The organism is Actinoplanes flavus, assembly GCF_017592555.1.
Lineage (GTDB): Bacteria > Actinomycetota > Actinomycetes > Mycobacteriales > Micromonosporaceae > Actinoplanes > Actinoplanes flavus.
Window position 1 is genome coordinate 227,863 of record NZ_JAGFNS010000010.1, and the last position, 14,536, is coordinate 242,398.

Genomic DNA, 14,536 nt, shown 5'->3' on the forward strand with positions numbered 1-14,536 from the left:
CCGAAGGACGAAGATCGTGTCACTGGACCCCGGGACCGGCCCCCTGCTGGGCGCGCGACGCTTCCTGACCCGAGAGACGATCGGTGACCACGGGCGCACGCTGCACCAGGTCGACGGCAACGAGTGGGACGCATTCTACCGCGACCGGTGGCGCTACGACAAGGTGGTGCGCTCCACCCACGGCGTCAACTGCACCGGCTCCTGCTCGTGGAACGTGTTCGTCAAGGACGGGCTGATCACCTGGGAGCACCAGGCCACCGACTATCCGACGACGGGGCCGGACGCGCCCGACTACGAGCCGCGCGGCTGCCCTCGTGGGGCCTCCTTCTCCTGGTACGAGTACTCGCCGTCGCGTGTGCGTCACCCGTACCTCCGTGGTGTTCTGGCCGAGATGTTCCGGGAGGCGCGGCAGCGGCTGGGTGACCCGGTGGCCGCGTGGGCCGAGATCGTGGAGACGCCGCTGAAGGCGATGGCCTACAAGAGCCAGCGGGGGCGCGGCGGTTTCGTGCGGGCGTCCTGGGACGAGGCGATCGAGCTGATGGCGGCCGCGCACGTCTACACGGTGAAGACGTTCGGGCCGGACCGGGTGGTCGGGTTCTCGCCGATCCCGGCCATGTCGATGGCGTCGTTCGCGGCCGGCACCCGCTATCACGCGCTGCTCGGCGGCACCCTGCTGAGCTTCTACGACTGGTACGCCGACCTGCCGATCGCCTCGCCGCAGATCTGGGGCGACCAGACCGACGTGCCGGAGGCCGGCGACTGGTGGAACGCCACCTACCTGATGATGTGGGGTTCCAACATCCCGGTCACCCGTACGCCGGACGCGCACTTCCTGGCCGAGGCCCGCTACAAGGGCACCAAGGTCGTGGCGGTGTCGCCGGACTACGCCGACAACGTGAAGTTCGCCGACGACTGGCTGGCGCCGCACCCGGGCACCGACGGCGCGCTGGCCATGGCGATGGGCCACGTGGTCCTGACCGAGTTCTTCCGCGACCGGCAGGTGGACTACTTCACCGACTACGTCCGTAGTTTCACCGATCTGCCGTTCCTGGTGACGATCGTGGACGGTAAGGCCGACCGTTTCCTGACCGCCGCGGATCTCGGCTTCGACGACGGGGAACACAAGACGGTCCTGATCGACGAGAACACCGGTGAGCTGGTCGTCCCGAACGGCTCGCTGGGCTTCCGGTACGCCGAGCCGGGCCGCTGGAACCTGGATCTCGGCGACGTCGTCCCGGCCCTGAGCGCCGGCGGCGACGAGGCGGTCGAGGTCGAACTGGCCCGTTTCGACGTCGGCGACACCGAGGGCGGCTCCACGATCCGCCGCGGCGTCCCGGTCCGGCGAGTCGGGGAACATCTGGTCACCACCGTGTTCGACCTGGTCATGGCCCAGTACGGGGTCCGTCGCGGCGACCTGCCCGGCGAGTGGCCGGCCGGCTACGACGACGCCGACAGCCCGAACACCCCGGCCTGGCAGGAGAGGATCACCGGGGTCCCGGCCCGGCTCGCCATCAAGATCGGCCGGGAGTTCGCCCGCAACGCCGAGCGCAGCCGCGGCCGGTCGATGATCGTCCTCGGGGCCGGCGCCAACCAGTGGTTCCACTCCGACATGACCTACCGCGCCTTCATCTCCCTGGTCACGCTCACCGGCTGCCAGGGCGTCAACGGCGGCGGCTGGGCACACTACGTCGGCCAGGAGAAGGCCCGCCCGGTCACCGGCCAGCAGCACATGAGCTTCGCCTTCGACTGGCAGCGGCCGATGCGGCACCAGGCGTCCACCCCGTTCTGGTACCTGCACACCGACCAGTGGCGCTACGAGCGGGTCCCGGCCGGCGAGCTGGCGTCCCCGCTGGGCACCGGGCGGTTCGCCGGGATGGCGTTCGCCGACACGGTGGCCGCCGCGCAGCGGATGGGATGGAGCCCGGGGCACCCGTTCTTCAACCGGAACCCGCTCGACCTGACCGATCAGGCCGCGGCGGCGGGGGAGACCGTCCAGGACTACGTGCTCCGGAACCTGGAGAACGGCACTCTGGGCACGGTCGCCGAGGACCCGGACGACCCGGCGAACTTCCCCCGTTGCCTGACCCTGTGGCGGGCCAACCTGCTCGGATCGTCCGGCAAGGGCAACGAGTACTTCATGCGCCACCTGCTCGGCGTCTCCTCCCTGGAGACGGCGACCGAGTGCGACCCGGAGAACCGGCCCCGCGACGTGAGGTGGCGTGACGAGGCCCCGGTCGGCAAACTCGACCTGCTCACCGCGATCGACTTCCGGATGACCAACACCGGCCTGCACGCCGACGTGGTCCTGCCGGCCGCCACCTGGTACGAGAAGCACGACATCTCCACCACCGACATGCACCCGTTCGTGCACGCGTTCAGCCCGGCCGTCGACCCGCCCGCCGACGCGCACACCGACTACGACGCGTTCCTGGCCCTGGCCGACAAGGTCAGTGAGCTGGCCGTGACCCACCTCGGCGTGCGCACCGACGTCCTCGCGGCGCCGTTGCAGCACGACACCCCCGACGAGCTGGCCATGCCCAGCGGCCGGGTCCGCGACTGGAAGTTCGGCGAGTGCGACCCGGTCCCCGGAAAGACCATGCCGAAGCTCATCGAGATCGAGCGCGACTACACCCTCATCGGACAGAAGATGCGTACGGTCGGCCCGCTCATGGAGAAGCTCGGCACCACCACGAAGGCGATCACGGTCGACGTGAAACCCGAGGTCGACTACCTCAAGCACCAGAACGGGGTGATCGACGGGCGGCCGTCGCTGGCCACCGCCGACCGGATGTGCGAGGCGATCCTCTCCTTCTCCGGCACCACCAACGGCCGGGTCGCGTACGCCGGCTTCCAGGAACTGGAGAAGCGCACCGGGCAGCGGTTCACCGACCTGATCGAGGGCCACGAGAACGACCGGGTCACCTACTCCGAGACCCAGGAGGCGCCGCAGCCGGTCTTCACCAGCCCGGAGTGGTCCGGCTCGGAGAAGGGCGGCCGCCGCTACTCGCCGTTCACCATCAACGTCGAGCGGCTCAAGCCGTGGCACACCATCACCGGCCGCCAGCACTTCTTCGTCGAACACGACTGGGTCGCCGAACTGGGCGAGCAGCTGCCCGCCTTCCGGCCGCCGCTGAACATGGCCCGCCACTTCGGCAAACCCGGCGACGCCGTGGACGGGGGAGTGACCGTCCGGTTCCTGACCCCGCACGCCAAGTGGTCGATCCACTCGATGTACCACGACAACGAGTTGATGCTCGCGCTCTCCCGCGGCGGCCCGGTCATCTGGATGAGCGTCCAGGACGCCCAGAAGATCGGGGTACGCGACAACGAGTGGATCGAGGCCCACAACCGCAACGGCGTCGTCGTGGCCCGTGCCGTGGTCAGCCACCGGATGCCCGAGGGCACCGTCTTCCAGTACCACTCGCCCGAGCGCACGGTGAACGTCCCCAAGGCCGAGAAGTCCGGCCGGCGCGGCGGCTACCACAACTCGATGACCCGGCTGCTGGTCAAGCCCACCCACCTGGCCGGCGGGCACGCCCAGCTCACCTACGCCTTCAACTACTACGGCCCGATCGGCAGCCAGCGCGACGAGATCACCGTGATCCGCCGCCGCACGCAGGAGGTGGAGTACTGATGCGCATCAGAGCACAGGTCGCCATGGTGATGAACCTGGACAAGTGCATCGGCTGCCACACCTGCTCGGTCACGTGCAAGCAGACGTGGACCAACCGGGAGGGCACCGAGTACGTCTGGTTCAACAACGTCGAGACCAAGCCGGGCATCGGCTACCCCAAGCACTACGAGGACCAGGAACGCTGGAAGGGCGGCTGGAAACTCGACGGCAAGGGCCGTCTGGTTCTGCGCTCCGGCGGCCGGGCCAAACGGCTGAGCCGGATCTTCGCCAACCCGGACCTGCCGGCCATCGACGACTATTACGAGCCGGCCACCTTCGACAAGGACATCCTGGTCAGCGCGCCGGGCGGGCTCACCGACACCCCGGTCAAGAAGCCGTACTCGAAGCTGACCGGCGAACCCATGTCGATCGAGTGGGGCGCCAACTGGGAGGACTCCCTCGGCGGCGACACCATGGACCAGGACCCGAACCTGCGCGGCCTGGCCGACAAGGTCAAGTTCGAGTTCGAGAAGACCTTCATGTTCCACCTGCCGCGGATCTGCGAGCACTGCCTCAACCCGGCGTGCGTGTCGGCCTGCCCGTCCGGCGCCATGTACAAGCGCGAGGAGGACGGCATCGTCCTGGTCGACCAGGACCGCTGCCGGGGCTGGCGGATGTGCGTGTCGGCGTGCCCGTACAAGAAGGTCTACGTCAACCACGCCACCGGCAAGGCCGAGAAGTGCACCTTCTGCTTCCCGCGCATCGAGGCCGGTCAGCCCACCATCTGCTCGGAGACCTGCGTCGGCCGCCTCCGCTACCTCGGCATTCTCTGGTACGACGAGGACGCCGTCCTCGCCGCGGCGACCGTGCCCGACGAGGAGCTGCTGGACGCCCAGCGCGGCGTCTTCCTGGACCCCTTCGACCCGGCCGTGCAGCAGGCCGCCCGCGACGCCGGCCACCCCGAGGAGTGGATCGAGGCGGCCATGGCCTCCCCGGTCTGGAAACTGATCAGCGAATACCGGATCGCCCTGCCGCTGCACCCGGAATACCGCACCCTGCCGATGGTCTGGTATGTGCCGCCGCTCTCGCCGGTGCTGGACGCCGCGGGCGCCGCCGGCCGCGACGACACCGACGCCGACGACATCTTCCACACCATCGACGACCTGCGGATCCCCGTCGCCTACCTGGCGTCGCTGTTCACCGCCGGCGACACCGCGGTGGCCGGGGGAGTGCTGATGAAACTGGCCGCCATGCGCGCCTACATGCGGGCCCGCACCCTTGACGGCACCGTGGCGCGGGAACTGCTGGACGGCATCGGCATGACCGCCGACCAGGTGGAGGCCATGTACCGGCTGCTCGCCATCGCCAAATACGACGAGCGGTACGTCATCCCGGCCGCCCACGCCAAGACCGCCGCCGCCCTCGAGGACCTGGGCGGCTGCTCGCTCGACGGCGACGGCGGCCCCGGCATGGGCGGCGGCCCGGTGCCGGTCATCCTCAGCACCCGTCGGGGGCAGTGATGGACCGCTCACGGATCTTCCAGCTCGCGTCGCTGCTGCTCACCTACCCCGACGAGGAACTGCTCGCGGCCGGTGACGAACTGCGCGCCGCCGCGGCCGGCGTCGACGGCCTGGCGAACTTCGTCGACTGGCTGCTCGCCACCAGCCCGATCGAGGTGCAGCGGCACTACGTGCAGACGTTCGACCTGCGCCGCCGCTCCGGGCTCTACCTCACCTACTACCTGCACGGCGACACCCGCAAACGGGGCATGGCTTTGCTCATGCTCAAACAGCGCTACCGCGCCCACGGGCTGCGGCTCGCCGACGGGGAACTGCCCGACCTGCTGCCGATCGTGCTCGAATTCGCGGCCACGGCCGGGCCCGGCGACGGCGAGGCCCCGCTGCGCCAGCACCGGCAGGGCATCGAACTGCTGCGAGCCGCACTGCACGAGACGCGTACGCCGTACGCATCGATCCTGGATGTCGTCTGCGAGCTGTTGCCGCAGCTCACCGACGCGGACCGGGAAGCCCTCACCGCCCTGGCCTTCGACGGCCCGCCGGTCGAGACCGTCGGTCTCGACACGGTGGGCCGCGGTCCCAACCTCGCTCCCTACGCGGAGGTGTGCCGATGAGCACGTTCGTCTGGATCGTCGTCCCCTATGTGTGCGTCGGCATGTTCGTCGGCGGGCACATCTGGCGGTGGCGGCACGACCAGTTCGGCTGGACCACCCACACCAGCCAGATCCTGGAGAACCGGCTGCTGCGGCTCGGCTCGCCGCTGTTCCACCTGGGCGCCTTCGGGGTGATCGCCGGCCACGCGATGGGCCTGCTCGTCCCGGCCTCGTGGACCCACGCCCTCGGCGTCTCCGAGCACGTCTACCACCTCGTGTCGGTCACCGGCGGCGTCGTCACCGGCGTCATGCTGGTCGCCGGCCTGACGCTGCTGATCGCCCGGCGGTTCGTCAGCGGCCGCATCCGGCGGGTCACCACGACCATGGACAAGGTGCTGTACGCCGCGCTCGCCGCCATGGTCGTGCTCGGGATGAGCGGCACCGTCGTGATCAACCTGTTCGGTGAGGGCTACGACTACCGGGAGACGCTGGCCGTCTGGTTCCGGCAGATCTTCCACCTCCAGCCCGACCCGTCACTGATGACCGGCGCGCCGTTGGTGTTCCAGCTGCACGCCATCGGCGGATTCCTGTTCCTGGCGATGTGGCCGTTCACCCGGCTCGTGCACGTGTGGTCGGCGCCGCTCGCCTACCTGTGGCGGCCCTACGTCGTCTACCGCGGCCGCCGTGGGCCCGCCCCCGCGCCGCAGCCCGCCCCGTCCGCGGTCCGGACCGTCTCCGCCGCCCGCCCATCCGCCCAGCCGTCCGTCCGGCCCGCCGTTCAGCCTTCCGATCAGCCCGATCGTCCTACCGTGAAAGCATGAGCGACGACTACCTGCCCGGCATCTACCAGCAGTTCCTCGAACGGTTCCCGGAGGTGGCCGAGGCGCAGGGCCACCTGGCCCGCACCATCCGGGAACGCAACCCGTTCGACGGCCGTACCGATCGGTTGATCAAGCTGGCCATCGCGGTCGGCGCCGAGGCCGAGGGCGCGGTACGCTCCAACGTTCGCAAGGCACTGAAGCACGGCGCGAGCCTCGACGAGGTCCGCGCCGTCGCGCTTGCCGCCGTCACCACCTGCGGCTTCCCGGCCGCGATCGCCGCCCTCGGCTGGATAGAAGAGGTAGCCACCGCACCATGACCAGCACCGACAACCTCTGGCTGCAGAAGATCGCGGAGAACCCGGGCCACTCCCGGTGGTACATCGACCGGTTCCGGGCGATGGCGGCCCGCGGCGACGACCTGGCCGGCGAAGCCCGCATGATCGACGCCATGGTCCCGCGCGGCGCCCGGATCCTGGACGCCGGCTGCGGCACCGGCCGGGTCGGCGGCCACCTCGCCGCGTCCGGCCACGACGTCACCGGCGTCGACCTCGACCCGGAACTCATCGCCGAGGCGCGGGCGCAGCATCCCGGCCCCCACTGGCAGGTCGGCGACCTCAGCGAACTCGACCTCCCCGACCGGTACGACGTGATCGTCTGCGCCGGCAACGTGATGACCTTCGCCGGCCCGTCCACCCGGGTCGAGATCCTGCGCCGCTTCGCCGCCCACCTGGCCGACGGCGGCCGGGCCGTGATCGGCTTCGGGGCCGGGCGCGGCTACGAGTTCGACGAGTTCCTCACCGACGCGGCCACCGCCGGCCTCACCCCCGACCTGCTGCTCGGAACCTGGGACCTCCGGCCCTTCGGCCCCGACTCCGACTTCCTGGTCGCCGTGCTGCGCTGACCCACCGGCCCGGGGAGCAGGGCCTACTCCGAACGGGTCCAAGGTCCCTGTCCGCGGCGGTTGCCGACCGGAAGGCTGAGAGCTGTCGGAACCCCCGGACCACGGAGTTGGATCATGAGCGCACCCCAGGCCCGCCCTCGCCCGGCAGGACTGATGCTAGCCCTGGCGACGATCGGCTTCGCCGTCAACTTCTGGGCCTGGGCGCTGCTCAGCCCCCTCGCCACCAGGTTCCAGGCGGCGCTCGACCTCACCCCCTTCCAGCAGGCGCTGCTGGTGGCCGTACCGGTGGTGGTCGGTTCCGTCGGACGCATCCCGGTCGGCGCGCTCACCGACCGCTACGGCGGCCGGATCATGTTCCCGCTGATCTCCCTGACCACCATCGTCCCGGTCCTCTACCTGGGACTGTTCGGCCACGACGCCCTCGTCTCGCTCCTGGTCGGCGGCTTCTTCCTGGGCATCGGCGGCACCGCCTTCGCGGTCGGCGTCCCGTTCGTCAACGCCTGGTTCCCGCCGTCGCGCCGCGGCTTCGCGGTCGGCGTCTTCGGCGTCGGCATGGGCGGCACCGCGATCAGCGCCCTCACCACCGTCAAGCTGGTCGACGCCAACGGCACCGCCACCCCGTTCGTCATCACCGCAGGAGTCCTGGCCGTCTACGCCGGCGTCTCCTGGCTGGTGCTGCGCGACGCCCCCGACCGGGCGGTCCCCACCACCTCCCTGGGCGCCCGCCTCGGCTCGGCCCTGCGCCTCCGCGTCACCTGGCAGGCCTCCGCCCTGTACGCGGTCGCCTTCGGCGGATACGTCGCCTTCTCCGTCTACCTGCCCGCCTACCTGAAGACCGCCTACGGCCTCACCCAGACCGACGCCGCGAACCGGATGGCCGGCTTCGTCCTCCTGGCGGTCGCGATGCGCCCCGTCGGCGGCTGGCTCTCCGACCGGGTCGCCCCCAGCCGCGTCCTGGCGGTCTCCCTGGGCGTGGTGGTGGCCGGCGCGATCATGCAGGCCTTCACCCCCGACCTGGCCCCGCTCGGCACCATCGCCTTCCTGACGATGGCCGCCGCCCTGGGCGCCGGCTCCGGCGCCACCTTCGCCCTGGTAGCCCAGTTGGCCCCGGCCAGCCAGGTCGGCGCGGTGACCGGCATCGTCGGCGCCGCCGGCGGCCTGGGCGGATTCATCCCGCCGCTGCTCATGGGCGCCATCTACGGCCACTTCCAGTCGTACGCCCTCGGCCTGGCCCTGCTCGGCGTGGTCGCCCTGGCCGCCCTCCTCCTCGACGTCCTCTCCGTAGGCCGCCGCCCCATCCCCGCCTGACACACCCACCCCCGACGGTCCGCCACCTGCTTCTCGCGGTGGCGGGCCGTTTTCGTGATGGCTCGAACCGGGTGCCTGCCGGGCCGGTACACCCTCACATGCGGAGGATGAGGGAGGACCCGATGGGGCAGACGGACACGGTGAGCCCTCGGCGGGTTCTCGTTGAGCGGGCCACCCGGCTGATCTCCGGCGGCTACCTGCTGACGCTGATGCTCCTCGCGACGATGGTGATCACCGGACGGCTTCAGCTCACCCTCTTCGCCTGGGGATGTCTGATCGTCCCGGCCGTCGGATTCGCCCACAACGTGTGGACCCTCGCCCGGGCACGGCGGGCGACCGACCCGCTGCACCGGGACACATTCTTCAAGGAGGGCGCCCTCGGTGTCGTCGTCACCCTGATCTACCTGGGAAGCACCCTCTACACCTGGGCGGTGGCGCCCGCCGCGTTCACTGGCTGGTAAGGAGAGCGGGCCGCGGCGACGTGGTTTACGGGGTTTCATGGACCGCCGCGCTGTCGGTCAGCGGAATCCGCTCGCGACGAGCAGCACGCCTCCGGCCGCGGTCAGCGGCACCGCGCACGCCAGGACCTGCGCGCGTACCCGCCAGGCCGGCGCGACGACGAGGGTGACCCCGGCCGCCGCCGCCACCAGGATCGCGACGTAGCCGAGGGTCTCCGAGAGCACGACGCCGGGACCGCCGAGACGCGACAGTTGGAGGACGGCCTCGGCGAACAGGACCGCGGCGGGTAGCGCGAGCGCCGGGATCCGCCAGCGTGAAGGCGTCCGGGCGATGCCGCCGCCCGCGCCGAACACGGCACCGGCGACCACGCCGAGCACCATCCACAGAAGCGCGTACGACGAGTAGACGTTGGCCCAGTCGTCGTTCTGGATCAGAGCCGCCGCCACGTAGTAACTCGGCACGGCCACGACGAGGAAGACCACCGCCCCGGCGACGGCGCGCGGCAGACTCCAGCGAGAGTGGAACGTGAGCAGGAACGCGGCCACGGCCCAGACGGCGATCGAGTTCCCGAGCCCGCCGAACGGGAACGGCACGTACTTGATCCAGACGAAGTCGAGGAATCCCAAGAGGAAACCCGCGACCGGAGCCGTCGTCCCCACGCCCTGGCTGATCTTCATGGCGCCGACCCTAGGCGGGCCGGCGCCTGGCGAGGATCTGTCTCCAGCACGATTTCGGAGCAGCCGACTCGGCCGAAAGGCAGAGCGGAGCCGGGTCAGCGTGCTGACGGGCGGGCGCGGCCGGCGGGGAGGCCGGCGAGCAGGGCGTCGAGGGTGTCGGAGTCGGCCCAGCCGTTGACGGCGATGTCGCCGGTCGCGGAGACGGTCACCTCGATGCGGTCCGGCCCGGTCACGTCGGCGAGACGGCCGGTCAGGTGCAGGAACTCCTGGTTGGTGGAGCCCACCCACGGCCGGTCACGATCGATCAGGTCCTGCCGGAACGGGCCCGCGACCAGGAGATCGGTCGCGCTGAGCAGGGCGGCCACATGCTCGTCCGCCGACGATCGGAGGTACGCGTACTCGTACCCCGAGAACGTCATGACGGTGAGCCCGGCCCGCCGCACCCCGGCCGCCACCGCCGCCAAGCCCGCGGCCTGCTCGAACGGCTCCCCGCCCAGCAGCGTCACGCCGGAGGTGCCGGCCGCCACCACCCGCTCCACCAGGCTCTCCGGGGTGGTGGGCGTGCCGCCCCGCGGACCGAAGAGGTGTGGGTTGAAACAGCCGGCGCACCGGATGGAGCAACCCTGCACCCAGATCGCGCTCCGCTCGCCCGGGCCCTCGGCCGTGGTCCGGTCGAGGAAACGCGCCACCCGCACGAGCGGCGTCTCAGACATCGACGATGCGCCCGAACGGCTGGTCGTGGTCGTGCTGCGGGGCCGGGGGAGGAGCACAGGTGAGATGGTCGCGGACGGCGACGAACTCGTGCGGGGCGAGCGACGCGGCGTCCGCGAACTCGGCGAGCGACGCGAATCCGCCCCGGGAGTCGCGGGCGGCCACGGCCCGCTCGGCCCGTTCGGGACCGACACCCGGCAGCATGGCGAGCTGCGCCACGGTGGCGTTGTTGACCTCCAGCCGCGCCGAAGAAGCGGGTGGCGCCGAAGGAACATCCGGCACGGGAGGAGCAGGCGGCGCGAAAGGAGACTGTGGCGCCATCGGGGCGTACGGCGCCGCATGCGCCTGCTGCGCCGCGGACGCCTGCGGGGGAGCGGCATACGGCTGGGGCGTCGACGGCTGGGCGCCGTAGTACTGGCTCGGCGGAGGCACGAGACCCTGCACCTGGGGCGGAACCGGCCCGGGAGCCGGGACACCGGCCCACGGCGCGGCGGTCTGTTGCGCGTACCACGGCTGGTGGCCGGCCCGCCATTGCAACCACGAGCTGTTGATGACCAGCGCGTGGACCACCGAGATCATCCAGACGATCAGCAGCGCCACGACGGTGAGGTCGGAGGCCACCCCGTCCTTCGGCAGGGTCGGCCCGGTGAAGAACGCGGCGTTGGCGAGGACGCTGTAGACGATGCCGGCGATCGACCACGCATGGCGGCGCGCCCGGACACCGACATAGAGGAACCCGGCGGCGCTCAGGCAGCCGAAACTGAGGATCGGCAGAAGCACCCAGGCGCTGTGGCCGAGCCGCCACGAGAGCCGCGCCGGGCCTTGCGGCTTCGACGGTGGGAAACCCTGGTCAGGCGGGGTCCACGTCACGGTTCACCTGCTGTTCCTGTGCTGTGTGGTGCTGGCGCGTGTAGTCGTCGGTGAAGGCGCTGGACTCTACCTTCCCGCCGATCAGGTCCTCGAGGACGGCGATGTAGTCGAGGCACCGGTCACCGAGGATGTCGAGGGTCTCGGCACTGACCGTGCCGTCGCCGTTGACGGTGACGACGATCCGTGGCCTGCTCATGCCCGCTCCCGCTCCACCTCGAAGACCAGCTGGACGGCGCCGTCGGTGACCGACTCGGACTCCAGCCGGAGCCCGGCCGCCGGCGCCTGGTCGCGCAGCCGCTCCAGAACCGCCCGCTGCACCCGGCGACCGTAGGCCTCGTCGACCGCGGTGACCAGCTCGACCGCCCGCTCCTGCTGGACGCCGGTGAAGTGCGCGCCCCAGATGCCCTCGGTGTCGCGGGTGAACGTGGCGGACGCCTTCGTCCCACCCCAGACGGCGGTCAGCGTCTCGCCGGACGTGACGACGGTGGCGCCGGTGTCGCGCAGCGCCTCGCCCAGCAGGGTGACGTCACGCATCCGGGTCCGGACGTCGCAGACGCCGTCGGACTGCCCGGCGGCCCGGGCCTGAATGGCGGCCGCGCCGGCCATCGCCAACGGGACCAGCAACAGTGACACGCTCACGAGAACCCCCCGTTCTTCGTTGGTGTGCGGACACCCTACCGTCCCGGTGCTCCGGGACGGTCGGTCAGATCCCAGTCATCGGTGCTGGTCGCGGACACGGCACGGTTGCGGGCCCAGGCGCGCAGACCGTCGATGCGCTCGGCCTGGGTCACGCTGAGCGGGACGATGCTCATCACGGCGCGCACCAGATCGTCGCGGCTCAATGGCCGGCGTTCGGAGAACGCGTCGAACAGGGCGACCGTGACGGCCTGCTCGATCTCGGCGCCGGAGTAGCCGGTGGTCAGCCCGGCCAGCTCGTCCAGCAGGTCGGCGCCGACCGGCAGCTCGCCCGCCACCCGGGGATGGCGCAGCGCCCGCAGCAGGTGCACCCGCCACACATCCACCCGTTCCGCGCGGCTCGGCAGGTCGACGAAGAACGTCTCGTCGAACCGGCCCTTGCGCAACAACTCCGGTGGCAGCCCGTCGAAGTCGTTGGCGGTCGCGATCACGAACACCGGCCGGCTCTTCTCCTGCATCCAGGTGAGGAAGGTGCCGAAGACGCGGGCGCCGGTGCCGGAGTCGCCGGTCCCGCCGGCGAAACCCTTCTCGATCTCGTCGACCCACAGCACGCACGGGGCGACGGCCTCGGCGATCCGCAGCGCGGTCCGCATGTTGTGCTCGCTGGACCCGACCAGCCCGGAGAACACCCGGCCGATGTCGAAGCGCAGCAGCGGCAGGCCCCACACCGTCGACATGGCCTTGGCGGTGAGCGACTTGCCGCACCCCGGCACGCCGGTGATCAGGACGCCGCGTGGGGCGGGCAGGCCGTACTCGGCGGCCTCGGGCAGCCACGAGCCGTTGCGTTTGACCAGCCAGGACTTGAGGTTGCCGAGCCCGCCGACGTCGTCGAGCACGGTGCCGGCGGTGATGAACTCCAGAACTCCCGACTTCCGGACGGTCTGGCGTTTCTCGTCGTGGACGATGTCGACGTCGCCGACGTCCAGCACCGCGTCGTCGGCCATCGCCCGGGCGTACGCGTTCTCCGCCTCCTGCATGGTGAGCCCGGCCGCCGCCGCGACGAACCGCTCCCGCCCCGTCTCGTCGAGATCCACCCGCAGCCGGCCGCTCGCGCTGTTGGCGCGGATCATCGCGTCCAGCAGCGCGCCCCGCTCGGCCTCGCCCGGCAGCGGGAAGTCGACGATGGTGATGTCCTTGGCCAGCTCGGCGGGCAGGCTCAGCACCGGCGACAGCAGCACCAGCGTCCGGGGGTGCCGCCCGGTCCGGAAGGCGTGCGCGATGTCCCGCAGCATGCGCACCACCTCCATGTTCTGCGGGTACTGCCCGTCCACGGTGAGCGGGTGCAGATCACGCAGGACGAACACGCCCGGTTCGTCGAGCCGGTGCACGATCTTGAGCGCGTCCATGACCCGCCCGGTGTTCGAGCGGACCTCCCCGTCCGGCTGGATCAGCCCGCCGGTGATCGTCCACGACCAGACCGGGCGGGGCACCCGCACCAGTTCCGGGTTTCCGGCGATCAGCGAGATCTTGTGCAGGGCGCGCTGTTCCTCGTGGGTCTCCAGGTAGAGCACCGGGAACCGGGCCTTGAGCAGCTGCGCGAACGTCTCCGGGAACGACCTCGTCACCGTGCTCATGTCAGACCCGCCTTGCCGGGGTGGACCGGGCATGCCGGAACCGATGGCCTTCCGTGACCACCCGCGGCGACTCAACGACCGCTGACACCGGACCTCCTAGCCTGCCGCAGGATCAGGGCGATGTCGGCGCCCCAGCCGTCGAGGACGTCGCCGTGGCCCCGGGCGCGGGCCAGGTCGGCGACCGCCGGGAAGAGGCTCAGCGCGCGGCCGGGCAGCCGCCCCGGTTCCAGAGCGGCGTTCCACCGGCCCGGCAGCGGGTGGGTGGCCAGCTCCCAGGTCAGGTACTTGTTGTACGGCCGCAACCGTCCGTGCAGCGCGAACACCGTCGACAGCAGCCACGGCACGCTCTCCAGCTCGTCCAGCAGGCCGGCCGCCGCCGCGCCGTCGCGGTGGCTCTTCACCGCCCGGTAGAGCTGGTTCACATACGCGTCCAGGAAGTCGCGTGACCAGGTGCGGGCCTCCGCGTCGGTGGGGGTGGCCTGCCGCTCGACCAGGTCGGCGATGCCGCCGCCGAGCCGGTCGAGCAGGACCCGGGCGCCGCGGTAGCCGTAGCGTGGCCAGTGCATCGACGTGTCGGCCAGCGCCTCGACCGTGACGACCGCCTGGTCCAGCTCGGACGACCGCACCCGCTGCCACCGGGCCAGCGCCGGGCCGGCCACCACGACGGTGACGTCACAGTCGGAGTGGGCGGTGACCATGCCGCGGGCGTGCGACCCGGTCAGCACCACCCCGCGCACGCCGGCGTCGGCCTCCGCCTCGGCCAGCAGCCGGTCCAGCACCGCACTCCGCTTCATGT

General features: G+C 71.1%; 15 protein-coding genes. 8 read left to right on the top strand and 7 right to left on the bottom strand.

Going from position 1 to position 14,536, the window contains the following annotated elements; all coding sequences use genetic code 11:
• Window positions 1–43 precede the first annotated feature (43 nt).
• The 8 genes from J5X75_RS17460 (at window position 44) to J5X75_RS17495 (ending at window position 9,214) form a co-directional block, all read left to right on the top strand.
• A complete protein-coding gene (locus J5X75_RS17460; RefSeq protein WP_208468522.1) occupies window positions 44–3,634 on the top strand; it encodes a nitrate reductase subunit alpha in 3,591 nt (1,196 codons plus the stop codon).
• Window positions 3,634–5,133 (top strand): nitrate reductase subunit beta, encoded by a 1,500-nt coding sequence (gene narH, locus J5X75_RS17465; protein ID WP_208468459.1) that lies wholly within the window; start codon window positions 3,634–3,636, stop codon window positions 5,131–5,133. The genes J5X75_RS17460 and narH overlap by 1 nt, the downstream gene beginning before the upstream one ends.
• Entirely contained in the window at window positions 5,133–5,744 is a 612-nt protein-coding gene (gene narJ, locus J5X75_RS17470; RefSeq protein ID WP_208468460.1) for a nitrate reductase molybdenum cofactor assembly chaperone, read from the top strand. Before narH ends, narJ begins: the two co-directional genes overlap by 1 nt.
• Window positions 5,741–6,544, top strand: coding sequence for a respiratory nitrate reductase subunit gamma (narI, locus tag J5X75_RS17475; protein ID WP_208468461.1), 804 nt, complete (start codon window positions 5,741–5,743; stop codon window positions 6,542–6,544). The genes narJ and narI overlap by 4 nt, the downstream gene beginning before the upstream one ends.
• A complete protein-coding gene (locus J5X75_RS17480) occupies window positions 6,541–6,861 on the top strand; it encodes a carboxymuconolactone decarboxylase family protein (protein ID WP_208468462.1) in 321 nt (106 codons plus the stop codon). Before narI ends, J5X75_RS17480 begins: the two co-directional genes overlap by 4 nt.
• Window positions 6,858–7,445, top strand: a complete 588-nt coding sequence (locus J5X75_RS17485; protein ID WP_208468463.1) for a class I SAM-dependent methyltransferase — start codon at window positions 6,858–6,860, stop codon at window positions 7,443–7,445. Before J5X75_RS17480 ends, J5X75_RS17485 begins: the two co-directional genes overlap by 4 nt.
• Window positions 7,446–7,559: 114 nt before the next feature.
• On the top strand, window positions 7,560–8,753 hold the full coding sequence (locus tag J5X75_RS17490; RefSeq protein WP_208468464.1) for an MFS transporter: 1,194 nt from the start codon (window positions 7,560–7,562) through the stop codon (window positions 8,751–8,753).
• A gap of 122 nt (window positions 8,754–8,875) precedes the next feature.
• The gene (locus tag J5X75_RS17495; protein ID WP_208468465.1) at window positions 8,876–9,214 is read left to right on the top strand and encodes a hypothetical protein; all 339 of its coding nucleotides are present in this window, start codon (window positions 8,876–8,878) and stop codon (window positions 9,212–9,214) included.
• 57 nt (window positions 9,215–9,271) lie between these two features.
• Here J5X75_RS17495 and J5X75_RS17500 read toward each other — a convergent pair whose 3' ends face one another.
• From J5X75_RS17500 to J5X75_RS17530, 7 genes are all read right to left on the bottom strand, one after another.
• Window positions 9,272–9,889 carry a DUF6518 family protein gene (locus J5X75_RS17500; RefSeq protein WP_208468466.1) on the bottom strand — a complete coding sequence of 206 codons (618 nt, stop codon included), beginning with the start codon at window positions 9,887–9,889 and terminating at the stop codon, window positions 9,272–9,274.
• A gap of 95 nt (window positions 9,890–9,984) precedes the next feature.
• Window positions 9,985–10,602, bottom strand: a complete 618-nt coding sequence (locus J5X75_RS17505; RefSeq protein ID WP_208468467.1) for a 4Fe-4S single cluster domain-containing protein — start codon at window positions 10,600–10,602, stop codon at window positions 9,985–9,987.
• Window positions 10,595–11,470 (bottom strand): helix-hairpin-helix domain-containing protein, encoded by an 876-nt coding sequence (locus J5X75_RS46005; RefSeq protein WP_208468468.1) that lies wholly within the window; start codon window positions 11,468–11,470, stop codon window positions 10,595–10,597. Before J5X75_RS46005 ends, J5X75_RS17505 begins: the two co-directional genes overlap by 8 nt.
• Window positions 11,451–11,666: a DUF2997 domain-containing protein gene (locus J5X75_RS17515; RefSeq protein ID WP_204294411.1), complete on the bottom strand. Its 216-nt coding sequence runs from the start codon at window positions 11,664–11,666 to the stop codon at window positions 11,451–11,453. Before J5X75_RS17515 ends, J5X75_RS46005 begins: the two co-directional genes overlap by 20 nt.
• Entirely contained in the window at window positions 11,663–12,109 is a 447-nt protein-coding gene (locus J5X75_RS17520) for a hypothetical protein (protein ID WP_208468469.1), read from the bottom strand. The genes J5X75_RS17515 and J5X75_RS17520 overlap by 4 nt, the downstream gene beginning before the upstream one ends.
• A gap of 35 nt (window positions 12,110–12,144) precedes the next feature.
• Entirely contained in the window at window positions 12,145–13,740 is a 1,596-nt protein-coding gene (locus tag J5X75_RS17525) for a Ycf46 family AAA ATPase (RefSeq protein WP_208468470.1), read from the bottom strand.
• A gap of 71 nt (window positions 13,741–13,811) precedes the next feature.
• Window positions 13,812–14,534, bottom strand: a complete 723-nt coding sequence (locus J5X75_RS17530) for a nucleotidyltransferase domain-containing protein (RefSeq protein WP_208468471.1) — start codon at window positions 14,532–14,534, stop codon at window positions 13,812–13,814.
• Window positions 14,535–14,536: the final 2 nt, after the last annotated feature.

Coding starts and splice junctions, on each gene's coding strand:
- narH (WP_208468459.1), top strand. CDS start 3,634: ATGCGCATCAGAGCACAGGTCGCCATGGTGATGAACCTGGACAAGTGC.
- narJ (WP_208468460.1), top strand. CDS start 5,133: ATGGACCGCTCACGGATCTTCCAGCTCGCGTCGCTGCTGCTCACCTAC.
- narI (WP_208468461.1), top strand. CDS start 5,741: ATGAGCACGTTCGTCTGGATCGTCGTCCCCTATGTGTGCGTCGGCATG.
- J5X75_RS17480 (WP_208468462.1), top strand. CDS start 6,541: ATGAGCGACGACTACCTGCCCGGCATCTACCAGCAGTTCCTCGAACGG.
- J5X75_RS17485 (WP_208468463.1), top strand. CDS start 6,858: ATGACCAGCACCGACAACCTCTGGCTGCAGAAGATCGCGGAGAACCCG.
- J5X75_RS17490 (WP_208468464.1), top strand. CDS start 7,560: ATGAGCGCACCCCAGGCCCGCCCTCGCCCGGCAGGACTGATGCTAGCC.
- J5X75_RS17495 (WP_208468465.1), top strand. CDS start 8,876: ATGGGGCAGACGGACACGGTGAGCCCTCGGCGGGTTCTCGTTGAGCGG.
- J5X75_RS17500 (WP_208468466.1), bottom strand. CDS start 9,889: ATGAAGATCAGCCAGGGCGTGGGGACGACGGCTCCGGTCGCGGGTTTC.
- J5X75_RS17505 (WP_208468467.1), bottom strand. CDS start 10,602: ATGTCTGAGACGCCGCTCGTGCGGGTGGCGCGTTTCCTCGACCGGACC.
- J5X75_RS17515 (WP_204294411.1), bottom strand. CDS start 11,666: ATGAGCAGGCCACGGATCGTCGTCACCGTCAACGGCGACGGCACGGTC.
- J5X75_RS17525 (WP_208468470.1), bottom strand. CDS start 13,740: ATGAGCACGGTGACGAGGTCGTTCCCGGAGACGTTCGCGCAGCTGCTC.
- J5X75_RS17530 (WP_208468471.1), bottom strand. CDS start 14,534: ATGAAGCGGAGTGCGGTGCTGGACCGGCTGCTGGCCGAGGCGGAGGCC.